Genomic DNA, 25257 nt, shown 5'->3' with positions numbered 1-25257 from the left:
TGTTCACAGAACGCTTCCGACCTGCAAAGGCGGGAGCGTTCTGCTTTTCGCGTCGTATTCCACGAGTCCGGCCTGTCAGGCCGGGAGTGTACGTCCTTTGCGCTTCACCGACATCACATAACCCGCCGCTGAACAGACCGCGATAAACCATGGGATCAGCTGTACCAGCTTCGAGTCGCTGCCGCTGAGAATTTGCAGATTGTTGATCACCAGAATAATGGTAATGGACATCGCCGTCATCGCCAGCAGCGGAGCCCAGAACACCTGCCAGGCACTATTGTTGTGGTGTTCTAAACGGCGGAAGAACAGGATCACCGCCGCCGAGACGCCCACCTGCAACACCAGAATCGACAGTGTGGCAATCGCCGATCCGAAGGCAAAAATCTGTGCCATCGGGTCAAGGTCGATGCTGCCCATGCCCACCAGCATCATCAGCAGGATCACGCTGTGCACATGGCTGGCTTTATGCGGGGTACCGTTGGTCGGATGGGTGGCGCACAGCTCTTTCCAGATCAGGCCGTCACGGCTGATGCTGAAAATGTAGCGTGAAATATTGTTATGAAATGCCATCGCTGCCGCGAACAGGCTGGTGATCAGCAGCACCGACATGGTATCCACCGCCCACTGACCGACATACTGGCGGGTGATATCAAAGACGAAGTTGCCAGGGTCTTTACGCGCAATGTCCACCAGCTGGTCGATGTCATACGCCTGCACCAGCGCCCAGCTGGTAAAGCAGAAAAAGACGGTGATCAGCAGCAAAGCACAGATCGTGGCGCGCGGTACGGTTTTGTGCGGATCGCGGCACTCTTCGGCGTAGATGGCCGTGGATTCGAAGCCGATAAACGAGGCAATCGAGAACATAAAGGCAATGCCGAGATTACCCTGCATAAACACGGAAGGTTCAAACGAGCTCAGATTGAGATCGCCGGATTTTTTAATCAGTAGCATTACATCGGTCAGCAGGACGATAGCCACTTCCGCCACCATCAGCACGCCCAGCAGCTTGCCGCCCACCTCCACGCGCTTGATGCCGAGCACCCAGGCAATCACCACAAACAGCATACTCAGTGCCCACCAGGGAATATGCACGCCCAGATGCTGCTCAACAAACAGCTGACTAAAGAAGCCGAGCATCGCCACCACCGCCGTCTGCACCGAGAAGTAAGCGATAAGTGCCAGCACTGAGGCCGACACCCCCCAGTTTTCCCCCAGCCCTTTCGAAATATAGGTATAGAACGCGCCCGCGTCGCTGACATGGCGGCTCATGGCGATATAGCCGACCGAGAAGATCATCAAAATGGCGCAGGCCATAATATAGATCACAGGAATACCGCCGCCGTTCCCGGTGAACATGGCCACCGGAAGCCCGCCGACCACGCCAGTCAGGGGAGAGGCTGCCGCCACAACAAAGAAGACCAGGGAAAATAAGCCCAGGGTATTTTTTCTTAAACCGGTAGAGTTGCTCATCGCCAGCGCCTTAGATGACAGTGAAATCGTACTCAGGAAGTGTTCTTCCGAGGCCAGGTACTGACTGGCATCATTTATCAGTGACGGCGGGTGCGGATAGAAAAAATCGGACAGCACCAGGGTGCAACAGTCGCACCGTTTTAGTGCTACTTCGCGCTAACCTGGCGCTAACGTTTCGCCCTTAGTGATAACGAATACGGTCATCCCAGGCACCGAGCAGGGTCTGACGCTGATAGTCGAGTGGGGTAGTACTGATCAGCTTTTTAAACTCGCGCAGGAAGTGCGACTGGTCGCTGAAACCGAGGTCGAGCGCCAGGTCAGAAAACGACACCGGCCCTTGCTGATGAAGGGAGTGCAGTGCCGCCTGGCAGCGCATAATACGGCCAAAGGCCTTGGGTGACATGCCGGTATCCTGACGAAACTGGCGCTGAATGGTACGGCAGGTATAGCCGGTTAATGTCTCCAGATGCTCCACGCGGATATTGCCTTTCTGTTGCAGGATGGTGTGGATGATCGTTGCGGTGACCCATGACGTTTTGCGTACCAGACGCGGAGTGAAGTGGGTATTAAACAGGGCGATCTGTTCTGAAAACAGTGGGGTACGCAGGATTTGTTCACAGGCCTGGCGTGCATCCGGCACCACATCGAAGAAGTTAAACTCGCGATCTGTCAGCTCCTCTGCCATCACATCGAGAAAATCCGGGGTCACTCCCGGCGCAAACCGCACGCCAAAATAACGGTGGTTACGGTTCAGCGCAGCACTGCGTGCCGCAAGCGTGGTACCACATACCCTGGCCACAGGATGCGCAGCATCACAGTCAAACACTATATCCACGCAGCCGTCCGGCACCGCCAGCGTCAGGCTGGCCGACTCGGCAACTTCAAAGCTATAGAAATGGGAAATCGCCGGGTGGTGGCTGACCATCAGAGAGTAGTGTCTGGCAGCACTGAGGACAAACCAGGGTTGCTGCGGTTGAATATCGACCGCCGAAGATGAAGCCAGGATGTGTGACATAAGCGAGTCCTGCAACAGGGATGACAAACCCTCACTGCAATTCGGGTGCCACTTCCCGTTTGCTGATTCGTCGGCATGTCGCAAAAGTTCAATACAGGCCGGAAGATCCCTCGCTATTTTCACGGGGTAGCGCAACGTCATTCACTCATTTAACGGGGTAACCGGCATGTCTGATTCAACTAAAATCGATTTCATCTACCTTTCAGAACCGGACATGATCCGCGCCGGGGTCACCGATATGCCCGCCTGCGTGGATACGATGGAAGAGATGTTTGGCCTGCTGTATCAGGGCGACTATCGCATGGCAGGATCGAACAACGACTCGCACGGTGCGATGGTCACCTTCCCGGAGGACTCACCGTTTCCGAGGATGCCGAAACCCACCGCCGATCGCCGTTTAATGGCGATGCCCGCCTATCTGGGCGGCAGTTTTTGTACCGCTGGCGTCAAATGGTACGGCTCGAATATTGCCAACCGCCAGAAAGGGCTGCCGCGCTCCATCCTGATGTTCACGCTGAACGATGCCGACACCGGCGCCCCGCTGGCACACATGTCCGCCAACCTGCTCTCGGCCTACCGCACCGGAGCTGTCCCTGGCGTGGGCGCCCGCCATTTAGCGCGCAAAGATGCAAAAGTGATTGGTCTGCTGGGGCCGGGCGTGATGGGCAAAACCGCCGTTGCGGCATTTATCGCCGTCTGCCCGCTGATCGACACCATCAAAATCAAAGGACGCGGGCAGAACAGTCTGGACACCTTTATCTCCTGGATCACCGTAACGTTCCCGCAGATCACCACCATTGAGGTGGTCGACAGCCTGGAAGCGGTGGTGCGTGGTTCGGATATCGTTACCTATTGCAGCTCCGGCGAAGTGGGCGACCCGTCTACCTACCCGCTGGTGAAGCGTGAATGGGTAAAACCCGGTGCATTTCTGGCGATGCCTGCGTTGTGCAATATCGATGAAGGCATGGAGCAGGCCGATGTCCGCAAAGTGCTGGATAACACGGGGCTCTATCACGCCTGGTATGAAGAAGTGCCCAAACCCGCGCATCACACCATCCCGGTGATTGGCGTGCGCTTTATGGACATGGTGGCGGAAGGCAAGCTGACCCACGCGCAGCTAGAAGACATCGGCAAGATTGTCGCCGGAGATGCACCCGGCCGTCAGAACGACGATGAGATCATCATTATGTCGGTGGGCGGGATGCCGGTAGAGGACGTGGCGTGGGGCACGGTGGTTTACCGCAATGCGCTGGAGAAAGGTATTGGCGTGAAGCTGAATCTGTGGGAAACCCCAGAATTACATTAATCCTCGTCATCCTTGACGCTGCAACGGCGTTGGCTGCGCACATTCACCCCGGTCACTTACCTGAGTAAGCTCCCGGGGATTCATGTCCTTGCCGCCTTGTCGCAACGCCAATGATTTAGAGGATGGTCTGCATATATCAAAAGGAAGAAAAATGACTCAGATAACCAAAGTAAAAACCGGATCCATCTTTGAAGAGAAGGCCAGCTATTCGCGCATTGTGGCGGTGGATAACTGGATTTTCGTGTCGAACACCGCCGGGCGCAACCCGCAAAGCAAAGAAATTCCTGAGGATATCAGCGAACAAACGCATCAGGTGTTCGCCAATATCGAACAGGCACTGGCAGCCATAGATGCCTCGCTGGCCGATGTGGTGATGTCGCGCGTTTTTATTCAGGACCCGCAGGACGTGCCGACGGTGATGGCGATTATTGGCGACAAGTTTCGCGGGATAAACCCGGCTTCGACGGTAACCTGCCCGCCGCTTGGCTCCACCGTGTATAAAGTGGAGCTGGAAGTGACCGCGTATCGTGGTGCCTCTGCGACAAATGTTGTCGAACTCACCGTGGCGCTGTAACGCCCGCTAAGAAGGTATGTATGGCCCCTGTGATCACCCCGGTTCAGACCGCCACGACATTGCCCCTTGCCACCACCGTCGTGGTGATTGGCGGCGGTATCGTCGGGTTAACCGCCGCGCTGGCGCTGGCAGAACGTAATATTACCGTTGTACTGTTGGAAAAAGGCCGCCTGGCGGGGGAGCAATCTTCACGTAACCTCGGCTGGGTGCGTAAAACCAGCCGCATGGCCGATGATATTCCCCTGGCACTGGCTGCCGATCGCCTGTGGGCCGCGATGCCGGAGCGCACCGGGCAGGATGTGGGTTACCGCCAGGCGGGCATTATGTTTGTCGGCCGTACTGATGCGCAGATGGCGATGCATGAGGGCTGGCTGAAATCGGTTGAGCATCTTGGCCTGGATTCACAGTTACTGACGGCGCAGCAGATTGCGGCGCGGGTGCCGGGCGGCCGGGGCAACTGGGCGGGAGGGATTTATACCCCGTCCGATGGCCGGGCCGAACCAACGCTGGCCTCCAGCGCCATCGCTCGTGCGGCCATTGCCAAAGGGGTGACGATCGTTGAGAACTGCGCGGTACGCACCCTGTCGCTGGCGGGGGGTAACGTCAGTGGCGTGGTGACGGAAAAAGGGGAGATCCGCTGTGAGCAGGTGCTGCTGGCGGGCGGGCTGTGGTCACGGCGTTTTCTCGGTAACCTCGGTGTTTCGCTGCCAACGCTGCCGCTGATCTGCTCAGTGTTGCGCACCGCGCCGATGGAAGGGCCGACAGACATTGCCGTGGGTGCACCGGATTTCTCGTTTCGTAAGCATCATGACGGCGGCTTTATTATTACTCAACGCGGTGCGCTGGATGCCTCGCTGACGCTGGACCATCTGTTAATCGGTTCGCGCTATCTGCAACAGCTGCGCACGCAGCGCAGCTTCCTGCGTATCTCCGTCGGGACAAATTTTGTCAGGGATCTGGCGTTGCCGCGTCGCTGGAAAGCCCATGGCCGTTCGCCGTTTGAACAGGTTCGCACGCTGGACCCGCAGGTGAACCCGGTGCTGAATCAGGAAGCGATGACCAACCTGAGAGCCGCCTGGCCCGCGTTTGAAAAGGCAGTGATTGCGGATGCCTGGGCCGGGGCAATTGATGTCACCCCGGATTCGAACCCGGTGATTGGTCGGGTGGCGAAAATTCCGGGTCTGACGCTGGCAACAGGGTTTTCAGGGCATGGGTTCGGGACGTCACCGGCGGCGGGGCAGTTGGCTGCCGATCTGGTATCGGCTGCAGCGCCGATTATCGATCCGCACCCTTATCGGTTTGAGAGGTTCTGAGACTCCGGCTGCCAGAGCTGGATGCCATCGCGGCCAGTGCGTTTGACGTTGTACAGCGCCTGGTCAGCATGACGCAGCCACTGATGAATGGAGTCTGCTTTGGCTGCCGGGGCAATGCCGATGCTCACCGAACACTGGAAGTTCGGTGACGCCGGGAGCTGTATTTGAGCAATTTTCTCTTTCAGCGCCGCCGCCAGTATCACAATGCTGTTACTGTCGGCATCGCGCACAATCACCCCCAGTTCATCCCCCCCAAAACGGGCAGGAATATCCCGGATGCCCACTTCCGTGCGCAGCAGCATGGAGATTTCTGCCAGCAGATAATCCCCGGCTTCATGGCCGAAACGATCATTCACCTGTTTGAAATTATCCACATCCAGCAACAGAAGCCAGGCATGGCTGTCACCGCGCTGGGTACGCAGATATTCGCTTTCCAGGCGGCGGTCAAACAGGCGGCGGTTAGGGATTTTAAGGCTGGGGTCCATCAGTGAAATGCGTTCCAGCTCGCGGTTTTTACGGCGCAGGCTCAGGGTTAACTGATAGGACACGGCGCTCAGCACCATCATATAGCAGGTGGCCAGCGGCAGCGACAGCCACACCGTGCGGGTGCTGAAGGTCAGCTGGAATGGCATACCGGCCACGCTCCACGTGGGAATAAAGGCCAGCAGAAACGCGGCAAGCGCAGGTCTTAACTGCGCCCAGCCACCTGCGGCATAGCGATCAGACGCCAGCACCGCCATGATAATCAGTGACGGCAGCGGGCTGATGCCCATCAGTGCTACCCAGACACCCCCAAAGGCGGCATCAATGGTGAGGTTTCGCCGTTCGGTGGCGGTGGGATCGCTGGACGAGTGTGCCAGTATCCAGGCAATGACCGGCCAGATAAAAGCGTTGATACTGAGCAAAATGGTCAGCCACATGCCCCGATCCAGCTCCATCAGCACCGACAGAATGGGGAAAAAACACAAAAAGGTGCCCAATTGCCGCATGGCGAACATGCGACGAATAAAGCGCTCAGAGCGCTGTTTTAATTGTCTGTCATCAGGAGAGTAATAGTGCATGAATAAGCGACATTGTGCCGATCGATGGTGCAGTGTAATCGGAAAAAAAGTCACGCGTTGGTATTTTTATCGGAGCGGGAGAACAATGCCAGCCAGCCGTCGCGGCTGGCATTGTGGGAAAGGTATTTTATCTCATTAAAACGAGTAGTTAGCCGATACTGTGAAGTTACGCGGTGCGCCATACACCACGTAAGTTCCCATATAATCGTAATACTCTTTATCGAACAGGTTGTTAATATTTGCCTGCACGGAAACCTGCTTCGTCACCTGGTAGCGGCTGAACAGATTCACGAGGGTAACTGGTGACTGGTCGATATAATCCGCAGGGGCGTCTGCAACATTTGCCCAGGTTTTATTCTGCCAGTTCACGCCACCACCGACGGTGAGGTCCTGCAACATCGGCAGACGATAGCGGGTAAACAGCTTGGCGGTGGTGCGCGGTACTTCCGGCATCACTGCGGTGCCGTCACGCTGTTCTGCGATGTAGCGCGATGCACCGAAGGTCATCTGCCAGTTATCGGTCAACGCACCGTTTATTTCAAACTCAACGCCACGGCTGACGGCATCAACGGATTCATACGCATATTCCGTTGAGGTACCGATAGGGAGATAAGTACTGATGCCCAGGTTGTTTTGCTCGGTACGGAACAGTGACAGCGTGGCGGTCAGACGGCTGTTATTCCAGTCGCCTTTCAGGCCGGTTTCGTAGCTTTTTCCGGTCACTGCGCCAAGGTATTGCGCATCCGCGTTGCGGTAGGTCTGTGGCTGGAAGATGGAGGTATAGCTGGCGTAAGCCGAGTACGTATCATTAATGTCATACGTCAGACCCGCATATGGCGCGACCTTGCTGGTGGTTTTGTTACCGCTGGTGCCATTGCCACGCCACTCGGTATAACGTGCACCGACCAGCAGTGACAGCGGATCGGTCAGCGAGAAGCGCGCTGCGGTGTAAGCCGATTTCTGGCGGATGCTGTCGTCGTTCTCTACGGTCCATGGCTCCCAGTTACCTTCGTCAACATTGCCGTCCCAGTTATTGTAATTACCGAAATTGATGGCCGACATATCAGAGAAGGTATTGAAGAACAGGCTTTCCTGTTTGCTATAGCTACCGCCGACCATCAGCTGGTGGGTACGACCCAGTAATTCAAACGGGCCATTGGCATACAGGTCAACGCCATCAACTTTACGTGAACCTTTGTTCCAGCCATTCACGCCCGCCACACCCTGGCCCGTAATTTTATCCGGGTAGCCGTAGGGATACATCAGTCGCGTATCAAAGGTGGTTTTCGCATGCGAGCCATTCACCTGCGCCTGCCAGCCGTTATCAAATTTCTGCGTCAGCGTGGCGAAGACTTTATTGGACTCTTTATCGCTGTAAGTCCAGTCGGATGCGGTGTTAAAGCTACGATCAAAATCGGTGCGGCTACCATCACTATTGAAGGTTGGCAGACCGCCCCAGCTTGGATCATTGGTATGGCTCTGCTGATAATCCCAGCCGAAGGAGAGCGTGGTGGAATCAGTCAGGTCCGCATCCATCACCAAGGTGAGGAATTTTTTGCGCGCGTTATAGCGATCGATCCATTTGTCGTTATCCTGATAACCGCCGATAGCGCGGCCACGAACGGTGCCCGATTCATTCAGCGGCGTGCTGATATCACCGGTATAGCGCTGTTTGTCCCAGCTGCCGGTTTCTGCAGAGAAGTTACCGGTCAGCACGTTACTGTCGGCGTGTTTGCGCACCATATTCACTGAAGCAGACGGGTTGCCGGAGCCAGTGCTCAGGCTGTTAGCACCACGAATGACTTCGATGCGATCATAGATAGCGGTATCAGCGGCGGTATCACCCAGGTCCCATTGATTGTCGACAACGGTCGGGATGCCGTCAGTCAGGTAGTTATTAATCATGAAGCCGCGTGAATAATAATTTGAACGATCTGAGTCAATATTGGAGGCGGAAACGCCGACGGTATTGTTCAGTACCTCGCCAACGGTTTGTAACCCCTGATCCTGCATACGCTGCTTACTGACGATAGAAACAGACTGCGGGATATCACGCAGTGTCAGCGGCATCTTAGTGCCCGCAGACGTCACCGGAACGCTGTAGTCGGTGACGGCCTGCTGTGTAGTTGCATCAACATTCGCTTCAACGGTCAGCGTATCGGTTTTGGCGCTGTCGGCGGCAAAGGCCGGTTGCAATGCCGACATTACCAACAGTGCGGCAACAGATGGGGTGAAAATACGAGATGCAGATAATGGCGCTGAGTGAGGCTGCTTACGGGATTCAGAGCGAGACATTGGCACGGTCATTCCTGGAATAAGTTGCTGATGTTGAGTCAATACCTGCACCGGGCACGAAAATATCTACCGGTTATCCTTAGGCGGTATGAGTACTCTGACTTATCCATGAAGTAGCGGCGAGGTCCACTGATACGGCAATCAGGCAGATTAGTGCCTGTAATGGTAAAGCAAATGAGAACTATAATTATTTGAGTATGGGATGTAAATATTTATTCATCGTGAAGGGAACTAAATTGGGGACGAGAAGTCAGTGTGGGAATGGGGCATTTTCTCTCTTCAATCAGGGGGCAATCCTTTTTCCGATTGTCCCCTGTTGAGACTGCTGTTTACGGATTCGCCGGGAATTGTTCCGGCTGTTTCAGCAACGCGCGTTTCTCTGCCACGTCCTGCTCCGTTACGGCGGGAGCCGCATTGCCCCAGCTGTTGCGAATATAGGTCATTGTGGCGGCTACCTGTTTGTCTGACAGTTTCCAGGCAAACGGCGGCATCGCCCCACTGGTCGGGTTACCGTGTGTCACCGCGCCCCGTCCTCCCTGCAATACGGTAGTGATCAGCGAAGAAGCATCCGGTGCCATCAGTGCCGGATTATCCGCCAGGCTGGCCGCCAGATGAGGAATACCTTTGCCGTCGCTGTTGTGGCAGGCAGTACAGTTGGCAGAATAGACATTCGCTCCCATACGCATCTGTTCACTGTCAGCGGAGAGCGGCGCGGGTTTCTGGCGATCAGAGCCCGGCTGTGACTTGATGTAAACCGCGATGGCTTTCAGGTCGTCGTCGCTGAGATGCTGGGTGGAGTTGGTGACCGCTTCGGCCATTGGCCCGGATGCCACCGCCACATGGTTGCTACCCAGTTTCAGATACTGCACCACCTGCTCGTCGCTCCAGCCGCCAATACCGGTGTAACGGTTACTGGTGATCTCTGGTGCGTACCATTCGCCAAGATTGCTTCCCTGCAAATACTCGCCGGTATCACCGCCAATAATATTTTTTGGTGTATGGCATGCAGCACAGTGTTCCAGCCCCTGCACCAGATAGGCACCACGATTCCATTGTGCTGACTGAGTACTGTCGGGCGCAAACGGTGCGTTTTTAAAGAACAACAGATTCCATCCCATCATTGCCAGACGGATGTTATACGGGAACGGCAGGCTGGTTTCCGTCACCTTTTTATTCACTGGTTTCACCGAACGCATGTACATCCACAGGTCGTGCATATCCTCGTCACTGACATTAACATAGGCGTTGTAAGGCATGGCTGGATAGAGATTTTGTCCCTCTTTCCCCTTGCCGTGGCGCACGGCACGATAGAAATCACGTTCGGTCCAGTTACCAATGCCGGTATCAGCGTCCGGAGTAATATTACTGGCAAAAATGCCACCAAACGGCGTACTGATCGCGTAGCCTCCGGCGTAGGCCTGTTTGCTTTCTGGTGCGGTATGGCACGCCACACAGTCACCCGCCAGCGCCACGTAATGACCGCGCTCAACGGCTGCTGCATCATCTGCGGTGAGCGGGTGTTTCATCAGAATCTGGTCATTTGCGACATTGTCGGCGCGCGTATTGCCGTTTTGATACAGCAGAACACCCGCCACCACTGCTGCAACGGCGAGGGTACCCACCGCTAATTTGATTTTATTCATATCACACCTTCACCAGCGGGCCGGGGGTTTTCAGGTACTGCTCAATGATGGCTTTCGCTGTCCACAGACTGAGTGCACCAATGGTACCGGTCGGGTTATATCCGGCGTTATTCGGGAAGGAGGAGGCTCCAAGCACAAACAGGTTGTGCGCGTCCCAGCTCTGCTGATAACGGTTCAGCACGCTGGTTTTCGGGTCAGTTCCCATCACCGCTCCCCCGATGGTGTGATCGCTTGCAAAATTGTATGGCGAGTAATTGCCTGCGGCGGAGTTGGTACCAAGGACAATTTCAGCACCCATCGCCTTGCCAATCTCCACACTTTTTTCTTCGATAAATTTCGCTGAGCGACGGTCGTTCTCGTTGTAGTCGAAGGTGACGCGCAGCAATGGATTGCCGTTGTCATCGTTATATTCCGGATCCAGATCGAGGTAGTAGTCCTCGTGCGAGAAGCTGGTACCCTGGCCAAAAATAAAGGTGCCGTTCTGGAACGCATGGGTGTAAGCCTTTTTCCACGCCTTGCCCCAGCGTGGTGTGCCAGGAGGCAGTGCATCGGCATTGCCGATAGGGCGCGCGCCACGTGCCACTACCAGAATCCCGGCGCCACCAATAAAATCGAGATCGCTGTGATCGAAGTTATCGCCGTTGAAATCATCCACCTGCTGCGATAGCGCCCCGGCACCAATGTACTGGTTGAGGTTCTCATCTTTGAAGAACAAGCTGGCCCCGGACACGGTCTGGAAACTGTAAGCGCGGCCAACCACGCCTGTTTTGGTCACTGGATCGTACGGCTGGCCGATTTTCGACAGCAGCAGCAGGCGCACGTTCTGCATCTGGAAAGCAGACAGCACCACGATCCCGGCTGGTTGCTCCCACTCTTTCTTATTTTTGTCGAGATAGGTGACACCTGTGACGGTCTTGCCATCGGCGGCTTTGTTGACCCGCACTACAGCGGAATCGGTCAGCACCGTAAAGTTCTCACGCTGCATCAGCGCCGGGATCACACAGGCATTGGGGCTGGATTTGGAGAAGTTGCCACAGCCGTAATAGAGGCAGTAGCCGCAGTAGGTGCAAGGGCCCATTCGCACGCCGAGCGGGTTGACATAGGCGCGCGATGTCTGGCCTGCCGGAACCATAAACGGATGCTGGCCGAGGGATTTCGCTGCATCACGGAACAGGTCTGTCAGACGCATACTTTCCAGCGGTGGCAGCGGATATTCGTTGCTGCGGTTGCCTTCGAACGGGTTGCCGCCCTCAACGATCTCCCCATTGAGTTTGCCAGCTTTACCGGACACCCCGGCGATCTTCTCAAAGCGGTCGTAGAACGGCTCCAGCTCGTCATAGGTCACTCCCCAGTCCTGTAAAATCAGTCCCTTGTCGATTTTCTCTTTGCCATAGCGTGCTACGGTCTGACTGTAAGGTTCCAGATCCCACGGCGTGAAGCGCCAGGCCATACCGGCCCAGTGGGTGCCAGATCCCCCCACGTTGTAGCCCAGTTCATTCAGGTTCCAGTCGCGCGATGGCAGGGCTTTCTGAGTGATGTTATTGCGGAACGTGGTGGTTTCAACCGCGGGTGGAAGCAGCATACTGCGCCGCGTATCCCAGCGCAGTTCATCGGTATCAATTGACGGTGGAAAATCGGTGGCGGTTTCGAACCACGGGCCACGTTCAATGGCAACGACATTCAGGCCTGCGCGGGTTAGCTCTTCGGCGATCAGAGAGCCGCACCAGCCCAGACCCACAATGACGACATCAGCGTTTGGACGGACATTTTTCATTTCGGGACTCTATTACACAATGGCATAAGCAGCCGGATTACAGGGTGTTGTCGATCAGGCTGGTGGGGATAATATTCAGCTTCTGCCCTTTTTTGCTCAGCAGATCGCGGAAGTCGTAACGGGCACCGGGGAAGCCCAGCATCTTCCAGCTGGTCATCTCTTTATTGCCGCCATAGATCGGATCGGCGAGAAAACCTTCGCGGACGTTCTGCAATAGCAGCTCAAAAAACACCTTGGTTTCCACTTCCGCACCCATGTTTAGTCGGTTGGCTTCCATCGCGTGCAGCACCTGATCCTGCTGGTCATCGTTGAGGCTGAGAAATGTTTGGCCATACTGCGCACGGGTGGCGGCATCCAGAGCGGTCAGTCCCTGGCGATAACGCTGTGCGGGCGTCAGCGGCGATTGTGGTCCCTGCTCTGGGGTGCCTTTGACGAAACGTCCCAGACGATAAAGTGCCACGGCATTGCCATAATCACCGGCCAGCTGACGGTCAATAAACACAGCGCAGCCAGCCTCTTTTCCACCAAGACTCATCTCATCAGCAGGAATAAAACGGTCAGCAATGGCTGCTACGGTGTCGAATTCATGGCGTGTGAGATACTGCAATCCGCCAGTACGTGGCGGTGGTGGGGGTGTATTGATTTGACCGGCTTCCCAGGGTTGGCCTCCGTTCACTTCCCTGGCATCAGCCACGGGCAGTGTAGAAGCCAGGCCGAGGGCGGCGACTGACGTGAGGAACTCTCTGCGTTTCATGACATTTCCCTGCTTCTTAAATAATTTAATTGCCTGACGATGAATGTCTGTTTGAAAAAATGGCTTCGCCCCGTCTGTTTATAAATAAAAAACGTATTGGGTCGTGGTGAAGTCACAACGTTTAAGGTCAATTTTACGTTGGGTTTTCCAGATGTATTATTTTTATGAGTTACATGAATTTAAAATAATTAATAACTTAGTAACATTACGGGTATCATAAAATCTTTATCCGATGATGGGTACTTTTGGCTTGATGGTTTTCCATCAGAGTGACTTTTTTTGTATGGATAATGAGCAAAAAAAGTCGTCTGTTTTTTTTGGCAACAATTGTCATCTTGCCTGTGGCCGCGGATTTTCCATACTATCTGCGCGTTTCTCGTGGTTTTTTATGGTGTCTTCAAAACGGATGTGTGACGACCATCATCTGCCTGATAACATCAGAAAATGAGAGTGTTGGAGCAATAATGAAAAAGCATACGCTTGATATGCTGGCAAAAAAAGCAGGTGTCGGCGTGGCAACTGTTGACAGGGTGTTAAATGAACGTGGCGGTGTTTCACCCGAAACAACGCGTAAAGTATTACTGGCTGCGCAGGAAATCGGATTAAAAAGAATATTGCCTGTGGCTTATCAGCAACCCTGGCAAATTGAAGTTTTTCTGAGTGGAAACGGCTCGTTTTTCTTTAAACAGCTGGCGCGAGATTTTGGTGAAATAGCCAATCATCTTGGTTATCAGCGCATGACATTATTGAGGACCTTTACCGTTGAAACTCAGCCGGAGAAACTGGCGCGTCTGATCATCGACAGCAGTACAAAGCGTGACGGGATCATTGTGGTCGCTCACCATTCTCCGGCGCTGTACGAGGCGCTGGAGGTGTGTAAGGCGCGCGGGGTGCCGGTGATCACTATCGTGACCGATCTGCCCGATGCCGAACGCTTATGTCATGTCGGAATTAATCAGATGCAGGCCGGGCGCACCGCCGGGCTGATGATGGGACGTATGGTGAAGGGGGCTGGCGAAGTGGTGATGGTCAGCGGCCGCTGTGATTACAGCGCACACCGCCAGCGCATTGCCGGGTTTCGTGCGGTACTGGAGAAGAAGTTCCCCCAACTGCGGCTGCGCGAAGTGCTTGCCGGGCAGGATCAGCGCGACGTCATCAGCCGTCTGCTGGAGGAGTGCCTGAGCCATTCGCATGACGTGATCGGCCTGTATAACACCGGGTCAGGGAATACCGAGGTGAGCGCAGCACTGGATCGGCATCAGTTACTGGGGCGCTGTGTGTATATCACACATGAGTTGTATAGCATCACCCGGGGCCTGATGGCAGATGATGTACTGGCAATGACGCTGGATCAAAATGCACGTATGCATGCGCAGCTGGCGACGGATATTTTGCTGCGCCATCTGGAGGAGGGATACCAACCGACGCTGTATGAGGACGGAAAAGTAGATTTCCGGCTGATCACACCGGAAAACGCCTGAGGACCAACTTTACAGGCTGGCGGGACGACCTTTTACGATCGTCCCGCTATTAACGGATTAAAAATCCGCTTTCAGTACCACGCGGAAATTGGCTTTTCCGGCGCGCACGTGGTCCAGCGCATCGTTGATTTTTGACATCGGGAAGAACTCGACGTGCGGTGCAATATCACGGCGTGCCGCCAGCTTCAGCAGCGAACGCAGCTGGCCCGGCGAGCCAGTAGACGAACCGGTCACCGCTTTGTCGCCCATGATCAAATCAAACGCGCTCACCTGGAACGGCTTCATCACGGCACCCACAGTGTGGAATTTGCCTTTCGGTGCCAGGGCATCGAAGTACGGTTTCCAGTCAAGGTCAACGGCCACGGTGCTGAGGATCAGGTCGAAACGGCCCGCCTGCGACTTCAGCGCTTCCGGGTCACGGCTGTTGATCACTTCGTCGGCACCCAGATCCAGGATGGACTGCTTTTTATCCGGTGTGGAGCTGAACGCCACCACTTCAGCGCCCATCGCCCGCAGGATCTTAATCGCGATATGGCCAAGACCACCAATACCGATGACGCCGACGCGACTGGTGGCGGTAATGTTACTCATCAGCAGCGGTTTAAACACGGTGATACCACCGCACAGCAGTGGACCTGCGGTCGCCGCATCCAGGCTTTCCGGTAATGGGATCACCCACTGCCAGTCTGCGCGCAGCTTCTCGGCAAAACCGCCGTTATTCAGGATTGTCGGGATGGTGCCCTGTTCGCAGTTCACCTGCTCACCATTGATGCAGGCATCACAGTGCTGGCAGCTTTTCGCCGTCCAGCCAATGCCCACGCGCTGGCCCACAGACAGTCCTTTGTTTTTTGCCGCATCACCGAGCGCGGAGACACGTCCGATCACTTCATGACCGCCGATAGTCGGGTACTGAGAGATGCCCCATTCGTTGTCGATCATCGACAGGTCGGAGTGACAGACGCCGCAGTATTCCACCTCGACTTCCACTTCCTCTGCACTCAGCGCGCCTGCGTCGAACTCATACAGCTCCAGAGCCTGTCCTGCTTTCATTGCTGCGTAGCTTTTAATTTTCACTTAATACCTCAGATTCAGTTTACGGTCAGGGCGAAGTGTAGCGCTCTGCGGGCAGAAAGTTGGCTTTTTGCCGCACAAACTGCCCATCTGCGTCGATGATTGGGGATAATTTAGCCATTTTCTCCGATTGAAGGCCGAAAAGTGCATGTCTGTTCTGCCGCAAAAAGTGCGATATCTATGTGACATGGTTCACTGTAATTCACTATTACCTTAGGGTAATCCTAATTTTTACAGACTCTCTTTCAGATAAATCGAGTGGTTACAGCCTATTTATAATTTACTGTATTTTTATTTTTATTAGTGAGCCTTAATCGTTTCATTTTAATATTTCATGTGAAAAAAGAAAATACTTTATTATTTTTATATTATGCGTTAAACCCAGTGGGAAATATAAGTTTGTGAGTTTTGAATAGACTGTTTTGTGCTTATTAATGGGTTAAGTAATAAAGGGATTTTATGCGAAAAGTGAATAAGCGATTTACCTGCAATATCGTGACCTTACTATTGTTTCCTCTGAGTGCTGCGGCAACACCAGCATGGGACGTTAACGATGGTCAGAAACTTCAGGTCAGCCAGGGAAATATGACCACTGGCGATAATCAGCATGCGCTATCTGCCAGTGGTGAAAACAGCCACCTGGTGACTGACCCGAATCTGAACTTTATCACTGCCGGACCTAGCGCTTATGGTGTAAAGGTCACTGATGGGGCACAGGCAGACATCAATAAAGCCTCCATTTCGACCCAGGGAAGCTATGGCAATGGTGCCAATGTTGATCATGGCACGCTAAACATGGATGGAACCAATATTCATATTGCCGGGACAAATGCTTATGGTATTTCTGCAACGGGAAATTCGACACTGAACCTGAGTAATACCCATATTACACTGGGGAACAGAATGAATGAAGGGATCGATATTACGGGCGGAACGCTTAATGGGGATGGCCTGGTATTAACGGCCAATAACCCCACCGTGTTGAATATGATAGAAATTTCTAAACATGCTCAAGCGACGCTAAAGGATTCCCAAATTACGCTTAATGGTCTGAGCTCCAGTTTTGGTATTCATGTTAATGACGCAACGCTGAATGCAACAGGTTTGATTATTAATGCGAGTAATCTGGGGCAGGGGATTTTGGTTGAAAAGAGCAGCCAGGCCGGTTCTGCGTTGACCCTGAATGACAGCAGTATCAGCACGACCGGGAGAACCGCCACCGCGATATCGACTCTCGGACAAAGTGTTCTCAATAACGTGACTATCAACACCAGCGGTGATTTTGCCCATGGCTTGAGTCTGGAATATGCCGGATCGGCGGAGGTTAACGGCGGTCATATTGAGACGTCTGGTTCTGCTGCTTACGGTATCTGGACGACAACCAGAGATTCCTTGCTGCAGGTGAAGGATACCGTGTTCAGCATTTCAGGTGAGAGCGGTATCGCGGTGGCGGCACAGGGCGGTAAAGCGTCACTCGACAATATTCGGGCGATGATTACCGGTGATAAAGGTCGCGGCATTGTCACGGAAAGTCAGTTGGATGCGAAAAATATCAATGTGCTTATGACCGGGAACAACAATACCGGTGTGCAGTCCACTGGAACAAAAGGTGATATGACGATAAGCGACTCATCGATGACCTCTACCGGAACGGGCGGTGCGGGTATGACCGCCAGTTCCGGTGGGAAAATCAACGCCGAGGGTATCAACATGACCTTGAAAGGCGAAAAGAGCGTTGGGCTAAGGTTGAGAAAGGGGACGCTGAACGTGGCGAACAGTACGATCGTTACAGCGGATGGCCCCGGATTATATGCAGATGGTAACGCCCTCAGCGAGGCATCCCTCGACAATACTCAGCTGGAGAGTGGTGGTTCCAGTGCGTTCAAAACACTGGGCAGTGCGCTGAATCTGAATCTGAGCAACGGGACGGTCGCCACCGGGGGCAATGGCAACGTGCTTGAGGTCCTGACCCAGAAAGATACTCAGGGCGCAGATGTCAGCAACAGTCAGGTGAATCTGATGGCGGATAACGCCACCTTGAATGGCAGCGTGATATCGGATTCTGTGCGTAATCAGGTCAACCTTAACCTGCAAAACGGTTCGACCCTGACCGGCATGATGAAAAATGTCAGCAGTACAATACTGGATTCAACCAGCACCTGGAATATGACCGGGGATTCCGATCTGAATACGTTCCAGCTGGATGGTAAGGTCCTGTTCGATGGTCAGGATTTCCATACGCTCACCGTGAACAATAACCTGAGCGGCAGCGGCTATATCGGTATTCATACCCGGCTGGAGGGTGACGATTCACCGAGCGATCGATTGAATGTGAAGGGCGATGCGACAGGCAATTTTACGGTGGGTATCACCAATCAGGGGGGGCAGGGTGCTGCGACGCACCTGGGTATCCCGGTCATTAACGTGGCGGGTGAAACGAAAGATGTCACCTTTACACAGTCACAGCCCTTACTGGCCGGTAACTATGAGTACTTCCTCAACCCGGTCAATAGCCACGACTGGTACTTGCAGTCCAGCTATAAACCTGTGGTCGATCCCAACGCACCGGTTACTGATAAACCCTATCGTCCCGAGACCAGTGGTTACCTGATAGGGCCTTATCTCAATGCGGCTTATGCTTACACGGCGGCCGGAACCTACCATCAGCGTCTTGGCGCCCGAGAGGAGGGCCAGGCCGTCTGGGGCCGCATCTATGGGCGGCATGATCTCTATGGCGCAGGCCGCTTTGGGTATGACAGCACCACTGCCTTTATGCAACTGGGAGGTGACCTGTGGCGGGGCAGTTTAACACCTGAAATTGATGCGCGTTCAGGTGTGATGGTGACCCTCGGTGACATCCACAGCAATGCGCGTGACTATGCCCGTAGTCAGCGCAACGGGCTGTCGGTCAATACCGGTAAAATTAATACCACGGCATACAGCCTTGGAGGGTATTTCACGGCTGATAATGAGGAGGGTGCGTATCTGGATACCGTGGGCCAGGTCACCTGGTACCGTAACCACTACAAAAGTATTAACAATACCGGGCAAGGCAGCTACAGCACCCTGTTGTCGGCGGAAATGGGCGTCCCCTTTGCCGTCAGCGGCGCGTTTAAGCTGGAACCGGAACTTCAGCTGATGGGGCAGTATCTGCATAACGGTGAAATCCGTGCGGGTGGTGCCAAAGTGGATCGCAGCCATGACGTTATGGGACAGGCGCGTGGCGGGTTGAGACTGTTTTATGATGCGCAGGATGTTCAGCCCTGGGTGCAGGCTGATATGGTGCAGCGCATGGGGAAAATTCCCAATATCGCGATGAATCAGGAGAGTCTGTCACCGGATATTCATTCCGGCTGGTGGCAACTGGGGACGGGGATTCGCGGTCAGGTTAATCCGGATGTCAGCCTGTACGCTGATGTCACCTACCAGCACAGCTATGGGCACGGTGTGGAAGGCTACGGCGGGAATATAGGGATGAAATATCAGTTCTGAGTGCGTCAGGCTTGCCCCATAAAAAAAGGGCCGACCGGACAGCCGGTCAGCCCTCATCATCAGAATCAGAACTATTCGTTAATACGCGGATGCTGATCAATCAGGCGGGAGCGTTTGGCTTCCAGCTCGCTAATCTGCTCACTAATATCTTCGATTTTCTGCTCAATGTTATCGTGATGCTCCTGCAGGATCTCTTTCGCTTCAGCCATATCCGACGCGGCAGGGGTGGCGCCACGCAGCGGCATATTGGCGGTTTCCTTCATCATAATCCCGGTCACCAGGCCAATCACGGCCACCACCATCAGGTAGTAAGCTGGCATATAAAGATTATTGGTGGTTTCTACCAGCCAGGCCACGGCGGTCGGCGTCAGGCCGGCAACCAGTACTGAGATGTTAAAGGCGCTGGCCAGCGCACTGTAACGGATATGGGTGGGGAACATGGCCGGCAGGGAAGAGGCCATCACGCCGGTGAAGCTGTTGAGGATCACCGCGAGAATCAGCAGGCCGGCAAAAATCAGCCCCATCACGCCGCTGTTAATCAGCATAAAGCAGGGCACTGCCATCACCAGCAGCGCGATGCTGCCGATAATCACAAACGGACGACGGCCAAACTTGTCACTCATCAGGCCCATAACGGGCTGTACAAACAGCATACCCAGCATAATGGCGATGATAATCATCACGCCATGATCTTCCGAGTAGTGCAGGTTATGCGACAGGTAACTCGGCATGTAAGTCAGCAGCATGTAGTACGTGACGTTGGTGGCAATCACCAGGCCAATACAGGCGAGCAGGCTTTTCCAGTGCTTAGTGGCAATCTCTTTGAACGAGACTTTCGGGCCATCGGCCAGGCCTTCACGGTCGCCCTGTTCCAGTTTATCTACGTGCTGCTGGAAAGCCGGCGTCTCTTCCAGCGCGTGGCGCAGGTAAAGCCCGATGATGCCCAACGGCAGAGCAACGAAGAACGGAATACGCCAGCCCCACTCAAGGAAGTTTGCTTCGCCGATAATGGCTGAAATCAGGACCACCAGCCCCGCACCCAGTACGAAACCGGCGATGGAGCCGAAGTCCAGCCAGCTTCCCATAAAGCCGCGCTTACGGTCAGGAGAGTACTCAGCAACGAAAATCGATGCGCCGGTATACTCACCACCGACCGAGAAGCCCTGTGCCATTTTACACAGCAGCAGCAGGATCGGCGCCCAGATACCAATGGAGGCATAAGAGGGAATTAAGCCGATACAGAAAGTACTGATCGACATAATGATGATGGTGATAGACAGAATTTTCTGGCGACCGTACTTATCCCCCAGTGCGCCAAAGAACAGGCCACCTAATGGACGGATTAAGAAAGGAACGGAGAAGGTAGCCAACGCGGCAATCATTTGTGTGCCGGGATCGGCGCCTGGGAAGAAAACTTGTCCCAGTGCATAGGCAACAAAGCCATAAACACCGAAATCGAACCACTCCATGGCATTGCCTAATGAGGCGGCAGTAATCGCCTTGCGTAATCTGGTATCGTCAATGATGGTAACGTCTTTTAACCCAATCGGCTTGACACGCTTCCTACGTAGCTTCATATAGAGCACCCTGTAATTTTCTGTTTTTCCTGGATAAAGATCTCGCCGCGATGGTCAGACCCGTGGTGTGACTGACTGCTCACGGGAGAAAACCAACTGCAAAATGCGCCATCGTCAGGCATTGGTATGGGCCAATGCAGCACGGCAGCGCACTCTGCCAGCTATACAGTATATAGACTCTTCGCAAGCTGACATAATTTCAGTGAGAAACATCTTATCTGAGATAGCAAAATTCGGCGTTTACACAGTCGTTCATTCTGGGAATGTGCCCGGTGATGGTGAATGAAATGCGAGGTGTCAGTCATCTGTGGATTAATAAGTTAATCTTACCATTTTGTTGGCAGGAATAATCTCAAAAAATTCCCCGGTCAGCTCTTGATTGGCTGTCATCTATCAGTAATACTCGTCGCCGCCTTTTAGGGGGACGATGTGAGTCATACCAAAAACAAGAATTTCCAAAATCACTGGCTGATTATGTTGGACAGTGTTGAAGAAAATTTAAAGTATTATTGCCGTACTCGCGTCTTATCCGATGGCGTTGCCAGCGTGAACGGTGGCAAAACACCGCAGACTAATGAGTGGCTTAACTGCGCATCGAGCGTGGAAAATGTGCTGCAAACGCTGTCGCTGAACAGTGAAAATCTGGGTGAACAGGTCAGGGTACTGCGGGGAGAAGGGCTGGTATCCGGCCGCGCGTATCGGCTGATCCTGCGCTTCCAGTCATTAAGCACGTTACTGGCTGAACGGACGGCACCTGCACAGGCCCGCGAGCTGCATGCGGAATACTGCCAGCTGGCTGACCAGATTATGCCAACGTTGGCGCGTATTAATAAACGTGTGGCTGCCCGCCGCCAGAGACTCGATATCAGTGGCGACGGGGGGCTCGTTGTAGCGGGCCCGGCGGATGACACCATTGATGTCGCGCTGCGCGCTGCGCAAAAGCGGCGCATGTAATCTACTCAGGGTTTGCTGCCAGAGTCCGCTGCTGCGCAATCCACTGCATCAGCGCCTGATTGTCCATCGGACGAGCATAGTAATAACCCTGAATGTACTCCACGCCGCGATTTTTCAGATATTCCAGCTGCATGTCATTTTCCACACCCTCTGCCACCACTTTCATCGCCAGCCTCTGCGCCAGCAGGATAATGGCATCCAGCACCGGCGTTTCGCCCTCAATCGATTCTATGGCGTTGACGAACCCCTTATCGATTTTCAGATAGTCGATCGGGAACGTTTGCAGATAGGTCAGCGAACAGTGACCCGTACCGAAATCGTCGATGGCCACTTTCATCCCCTCGTGACGCAGCTCCGACAGTTTTTTCCCGACCTCAACGCCATCGCGGATCAGGCTACGTTCCGTCAGTTCCAGCACAATACAGGCGTTCAAATGGGCAACTTCACGAGAGAAATGGCGCATATCGCCCACAAATTCCGGGTGTTGCAGATGTTCAGCAGCGAGGTTGATACCCAGATTAAAACCGGGTGGAACCTGCCAGTCGGCACAGTCTTTTGCTATCAGCGTCAGCAGATGGCGGGTTAACGGGATGATCATCCCTTCGTCTTCCGCGGCCGCGATAAAGATATCCGGGCGCACCCAGCTTCCGTCGGGGCGCTGCCAGCGCAGCAGCGATTCAGCCCCGGATAACTGCCCGGTCAGCTGGTTATAAACTGGCTGGTAATTCACCGTGAACTCATCATGGACAATGCCCCGGTGGATTTCGTCACGGAAGGAAGCCTTACGATTCAACCATTTATTGGTTATGACGACAAACAGCAGTGAAAGAATGATCGCCATCGGCAAGAAGGTGAACATTATCTGCCGCCAGCTTTGCAGTGCTTCAGCACGGGGAGCGGTGATGTTGATGGCTATCGGGTAACGGCTGGACTGGCTGGTATAGCTACTGGTGCCCAGAACACCCTGATAGATATACAAGGGTTTGCCGCTAGAGATGCGGTAGCCGCCGCCAAACTGCATGGTGATATGGTAGCCACGCTTAAGGCCGACGGCAGTCATAAAGTCGATCAGGTACTGACCATCAATGACCGCATAGGTGCCAAAGGTGGGGTCGGTTTCACGCATAAACACGACCGCAGGCCGATCTTTCACACCAAAGGTTCCCGCAACGGACCATGACCATGACGGCGCGACTCCGACCGGGAGCGCGCCTCGGATCATTGTTTCCAGGGTCCCCCGGGTGGTGCCAAAAGCGGAGGAGCAATAGATCTCGTTACCCCGGGTGAGACCTACGGAACGGAAGTAAGGGTAAAGCGTACCGAACTGCTGGAGCTGCAGACGAATATCCGGGCACTCACGGGGACGGAACTGCTGCAAGAGGTCGGTCATCTTCCACGCAAGATCGCTGACATTATCGGCCTGAGCAAGCAGCATAGAGGCCGTGAGTGTTTGCTGGTGGATCACCGTTTTACGGGCTTCAATAAAGGCAAAAATAAGACAGAGTACCAGTGGCAACAGCCCGGTAAGAGTCAGCCAGATATACTTTTTCTTCTTCGGCTTTGCGAGAGCTTGCAAGCGGTTCCCCTGTTAGCTGCCTGAGTGGATCGCAGCGGCGGTAGATGATTGAAAAATGCCTTTTACTACCCGGTCGTTGTCGGCGCACCGGGGCAATCACTAAATAAGTCCTTTTTGCTTGCGCTTATGCCTGTTGTGACAGGCACACTGTGCATCAGCGTTATTATTATGCAAAAAACGGTTGAATTCACCATTACTCATACTGAAATCTTTACCGCGCCTCTTTCTTTTTTATCCGAGCGGCTGGGCTTGCGGCGCGTATCCTTCTGACGTAGTTTATTTTTTTAACTACTTACGGAAGCCTGACAATGAAGATGAACGATATCCCTTTTGGCAACACGGACTGGTCAGCGCTGGCAGCAACGGAACATCCGGGAGAAACCGGTACGGCCTGGTGGCGGACTCAGCAGTTTGGTGAGGTTCGGGTGAGAAGGGTGGATTATACCGCCGGTTATCTCGCGGATCACTGGTGCAGCAAAGGGCATATTTTGCTGTGTCTGTCCGGAGAGCTACACACCGAGCTGGAGGATGGCCGCGTGTTTACCCTGACGGCGGGGATGAGCTATCAGGTGGCGGATAACGCGGAGGCGCACCGTTCGTGGACCGACAGCGGTGCGCAGCTGTTTATTGTTGACTGATTCGTCTGCTTCACACGGCAGGTGCTCTGTTTGCACCTGCCTGAGATCGATATTATTCCGCGTTGAAGAAAATCTGTTTTAACGCCAGCTCCACGCCGCGGATCTCCGCCAGCCCCTTCAGGCGACCAATCGCGGAATAACCCGGATTGGTTTTTTTATGCAGATCATCCAGCATCTGGTGGCCGTGGTCCGGGCGCAGCGGAATGGCGCGCTGATTGCCCGCATGGCGGCGCTTCTGCTCCTCGGCCAGAATCACCTTAATCACGCCGACCATATCAACATCCCCCGCCAGATGGGCGGCTTCGTGGAAGCTGTTCGGGTTCGCTTCGCGCTTCGTAGAGCGCAGATGGGCAAAGTGAATACGGTCGGCAAAGGTTTCCGCCATTTTTACCAGGTCGTTGTCGGCGCGCACGCCGTAAGAGCCGGTACAGAAGGTGAAACCGTTATGTACGCTGTCGACGGTCTCTTTCAGCCACTGCATATCGTCGATAGTGGACACAATGCGCGGCAGGCCGAGGATCGGACGCGGTGGATCGTCCGGATGTACCGCCAGCACAATCCCGGCTTCTTTCGCCACCGGCACGATGGCGCGCAAGAATTCGGCCATATGCTCACGTAACTGTGCTTTGTCGATGCCATCATATTGGGATAGCTGCGCCTGGAACTGTTCCAGCGTGTAACCCTCTTCTGCGCCCGGCAGCCCGGCGATGATGTTGCGCGTCAGGGTATCGATCGCTTCCTGGCTCATGGCGGCAAAACAGGCGGCGGCTTCGCGCTGTTCCTGCGCGTCATAATCCTGCTGCGCTCCGGGGCGTTGCAGGATATGCAGCTCAAAGGCGGCAAAGGCAACATGGTCAAAGCGCAGCGCTTTTGCCCCGTCCGGTAGCGTCCAGCCGAGGTCGGTACGCGTCCAGTCCAGCACCGGCATAAAGTTGTAGCACACGGTGTCGATACCGCAGGCACCGAGGTTGCGCAGTGATTCCTGATAGTTGGCGATGTACTTTTTGTAGTCGCCGCGCTGGGTTTTAATCGACTCGTGGATCGGCACACTTTCCACCACCGACCAGACCAACCCTTTCTCTGCCAGCAGAGCCTGACGGGCTTTGATCTCTTCTACTGGCCACACCTCGCCGTTAGCGATATGGTGCAGAGCGGTCACGATACCCGTCGCGCCCCCCCGGCGGGCATCATCCAGCGAAACCGGATCGTTAGGGCCGTACCAGCGCCATGTATGTTCCATACGTTCTCCTTTCGGGGCTATCT

General features: G+C 54.4%; 19 protein-coding genes. 8 read left to right on the top strand and 11 right to left on the bottom strand.

The window, feature by feature from the left end:
- Positions 1 to 75 precede the first annotated feature (75 nt).
- Together WH279_RS00920 and WH279_RS00915 are read right to left on the bottom strand one after the other, a co-directional pair.
- The gene (locus WH279_RS00920) at positions 76 to 1470 is read right to left on the bottom strand and encodes an APC family permease (RefSeq protein WP_339454891.1); all 1395 of its coding nucleotides are present in this window, start codon (positions 1468 to 1470) and stop codon (positions 76 to 78) included.
- Between the two features lie 181 nt (positions 1471 to 1651).
- The gene (locus tag WH279_RS00915; RefSeq protein WP_339454709.1) at positions 1652 to 2485 is read right to left on the bottom strand and encodes an AraC family transcriptional regulator; all 834 of its coding nucleotides are present in this window, start codon (positions 2483 to 2485) and stop codon (positions 1652 to 1654) included.
- A gap of 166 nt (positions 2486 to 2651) precedes the next feature.
- Between WH279_RS00915 and WH279_RS00910 the strand changes: the two genes are divergently transcribed.
- The 3 genes from WH279_RS00910 (at position 2652) to WH279_RS00900 (ending at position 5678) form a co-directional block, all read left to right on the top strand.
- Positions 2652 to 3791, top strand: a complete 1140-nt coding sequence (locus WH279_RS00910) for a tyramine oxidase subunit B (RefSeq protein ID WP_339454708.1) — start codon at positions 2652 to 2654, stop codon at positions 3789 to 3791.
- Between the two features lie 151 nt (positions 3792 to 3942).
- Positions 3943 to 4365: a RidA family protein gene (locus WH279_RS00905; RefSeq protein ID WP_339454707.1), complete on the top strand. Its 423-nt coding sequence runs from the start codon at positions 3943 to 3945 to the stop codon at positions 4363 to 4365.
- A gap of 20 nt (positions 4366 to 4385) precedes the next feature.
- Entirely contained in the window at positions 4386 to 5678 is a 1293-nt protein-coding gene (locus tag WH279_RS00900) for an NAD(P)/FAD-dependent oxidoreductase (protein WP_339454706.1), read from the top strand.
- On the opposite strand, the gene WH279_RS00895 is transcribed toward WH279_RS00900, so the two are convergent.
- The 5 genes from WH279_RS00895 to WH279_RS00875 all read right to left on the bottom strand — a co-directional run bounded on the left by WH279_RS00895 (position 5657) and on the right by WH279_RS00875 (position 13205).
- Positions 5657 to 6739 carry a diguanylate cyclase gene (locus WH279_RS00895; protein WP_339454705.1) on the bottom strand — a complete coding sequence of 361 codons (1083 nt, stop codon included), beginning with the start codon at positions 6737 to 6739 and terminating at the stop codon, positions 5657 to 5659. The two genes, WH279_RS00900 and WH279_RS00895, sit on opposite strands and share 22 nt — an antisense overlap.
- A gap of 135 nt (positions 6740 to 6874) precedes the next feature.
- Positions 6875 to 9034, bottom strand: a complete 2160-nt coding sequence (fhuE, locus tag WH279_RS00890) for a ferric-rhodotorulic acid/ferric-coprogen receptor FhuE (protein ID WP_339454704.1) — start codon at positions 9032 to 9034, stop codon at positions 6875 to 6877.
- Positions 9035 to 9363: 329 nt separating this feature from the next.
- Positions 9364 to 10677, bottom strand: a complete 1314-nt coding sequence (locus tag WH279_RS00885) for a c-type cytochrome (RefSeq protein WP_339454703.1) — start codon at positions 10675 to 10677, stop codon at positions 9364 to 9366.
- Between the two features lies 1 nt (position 10678).
- Positions 10679 to 12451: a GMC family oxidoreductase gene (locus tag WH279_RS00880; RefSeq protein WP_200642586.1), complete on the bottom strand. Its 1773-nt coding sequence runs from the start codon at positions 12449 to 12451 to the stop codon at positions 10679 to 10681.
- A 37-nt stretch (positions 12452 to 12488) separates the two neighbouring features.
- Positions 12489 to 13205, bottom strand: coding sequence for a gluconate 2-dehydrogenase subunit 3 family protein (locus tag WH279_RS00875; RefSeq protein WP_167864238.1), 717 nt, complete (start codon positions 13203 to 13205; stop codon positions 12489 to 12491).
- A gap of 464 nt (positions 13206 to 13669) precedes the next feature.
- Here WH279_RS00875 and WH279_RS00870 point away from each other — a divergent pair, with 464 nt between their 5' ends.
- Positions 13670 to 14686 (top strand): LacI family DNA-binding transcriptional regulator, encoded by a 1017-nt coding sequence (locus WH279_RS00870; protein WP_200642587.1) that lies wholly within the window; start codon positions 13670 to 13672, stop codon positions 14684 to 14686.
- Between the two features lie 57 nt (positions 14687 to 14743).
- On the opposite strand, the gene ahr is transcribed toward WH279_RS00870, so the two are convergent.
- A complete protein-coding gene (ahr, locus tag WH279_RS00865; RefSeq protein WP_339454702.1) occupies positions 14744 to 15760 on the bottom strand; it encodes an NADPH-dependent aldehyde reductase Ahr in 1017 nt (338 codons plus the stop codon).
- 456 nt (positions 15761 to 16216) lie between these two features.
- On the opposite strand from ahr, the gene WH279_RS00860 reads away from it, so the two are divergent.
- Positions 16217 to 19249: an autotransporter family protein gene (locus WH279_RS00860; RefSeq protein WP_339454701.1), complete on the top strand. Its 3033-nt coding sequence runs from the start codon at positions 16217 to 16219 to the stop codon at positions 19247 to 19249.
- Positions 19250 to 19320: 71 nt separating this feature from the next.
- Here WH279_RS00860 and proP read toward each other — a convergent pair whose 3' ends face one another.
- The gene (proP, locus tag WH279_RS00855) at positions 19321 to 20826 is read right to left on the bottom strand and encodes a glycine betaine/L-proline transporter ProP (protein ID WP_159337789.1); all 1506 of its coding nucleotides are present in this window, start codon (positions 20824 to 20826) and stop codon (positions 19321 to 19323) included.
- Positions 20827 to 21255: 429 nt separating this feature from the next.
- Between proP and WH279_RS00850 the strand changes: the two genes are divergently transcribed.
- Positions 21256 to 21780, top strand: coding sequence for a hypothetical protein (locus tag WH279_RS00850; RefSeq protein WP_339454700.1), 525 nt, complete (start codon positions 21256 to 21258; stop codon positions 21778 to 21780).
- A 1-nt stretch (position 21781) separates the two neighbouring features.
- Here WH279_RS00850 and WH279_RS00845 read toward each other — a convergent pair whose 3' ends face one another.
- Positions 21782 to 23356 carry an EAL domain-containing protein gene (locus WH279_RS00845; protein ID WP_339454699.1) on the bottom strand — a complete coding sequence of 525 codons (1575 nt, stop codon included), beginning with the start codon at positions 23354 to 23356 and terminating at the stop codon, positions 21782 to 21784.
- A 48-nt stretch (positions 23357 to 23404) separates the two neighbouring features.
- Between WH279_RS00845 and WH279_RS00840 the strand changes: the two genes are divergently transcribed.
- Complete coding sequence (locus WH279_RS00840; protein ID WP_339454698.1) at positions 23405 to 23626, top strand: hypothetical protein; 222 nt, start codon at positions 23405 to 23407, stop codon at positions 23624 to 23626.
- Between the two features lie 38 nt (positions 23627 to 23664).
- A complete protein-coding gene (locus WH279_RS00835; protein WP_339454697.1) occupies positions 23665 to 23994 on the top strand; it encodes a DHCW motif cupin fold protein in 330 nt (109 codons plus the stop codon).
- 52 nt (positions 23995 to 24046) lie between these two features.
- Here WH279_RS00835 and uxuA read toward each other — a convergent pair whose 3' ends face one another.
- Positions 24047 to 25234 (bottom strand): mannonate dehydratase, encoded by a 1188-nt coding sequence (gene uxuA, locus WH279_RS00830; RefSeq protein ID WP_339454696.1) that lies wholly within the window; start codon positions 25232 to 25234, stop codon positions 24047 to 24049.
- Positions 25235 to 25257 lie beyond the last annotated feature (23 nt).

Source organism: Erwinia sp. MYb375 (assembly GCF_037479175.1).
Classification (GTDB): Bacteria; Pseudomonadota; Gammaproteobacteria; order Enterobacterales; family Enterobacteriaceae; genus Erwinia; species Erwinia rhapontici.
This window is presented reverse-complemented; position numbering and strand designations above follow the sequence as displayed.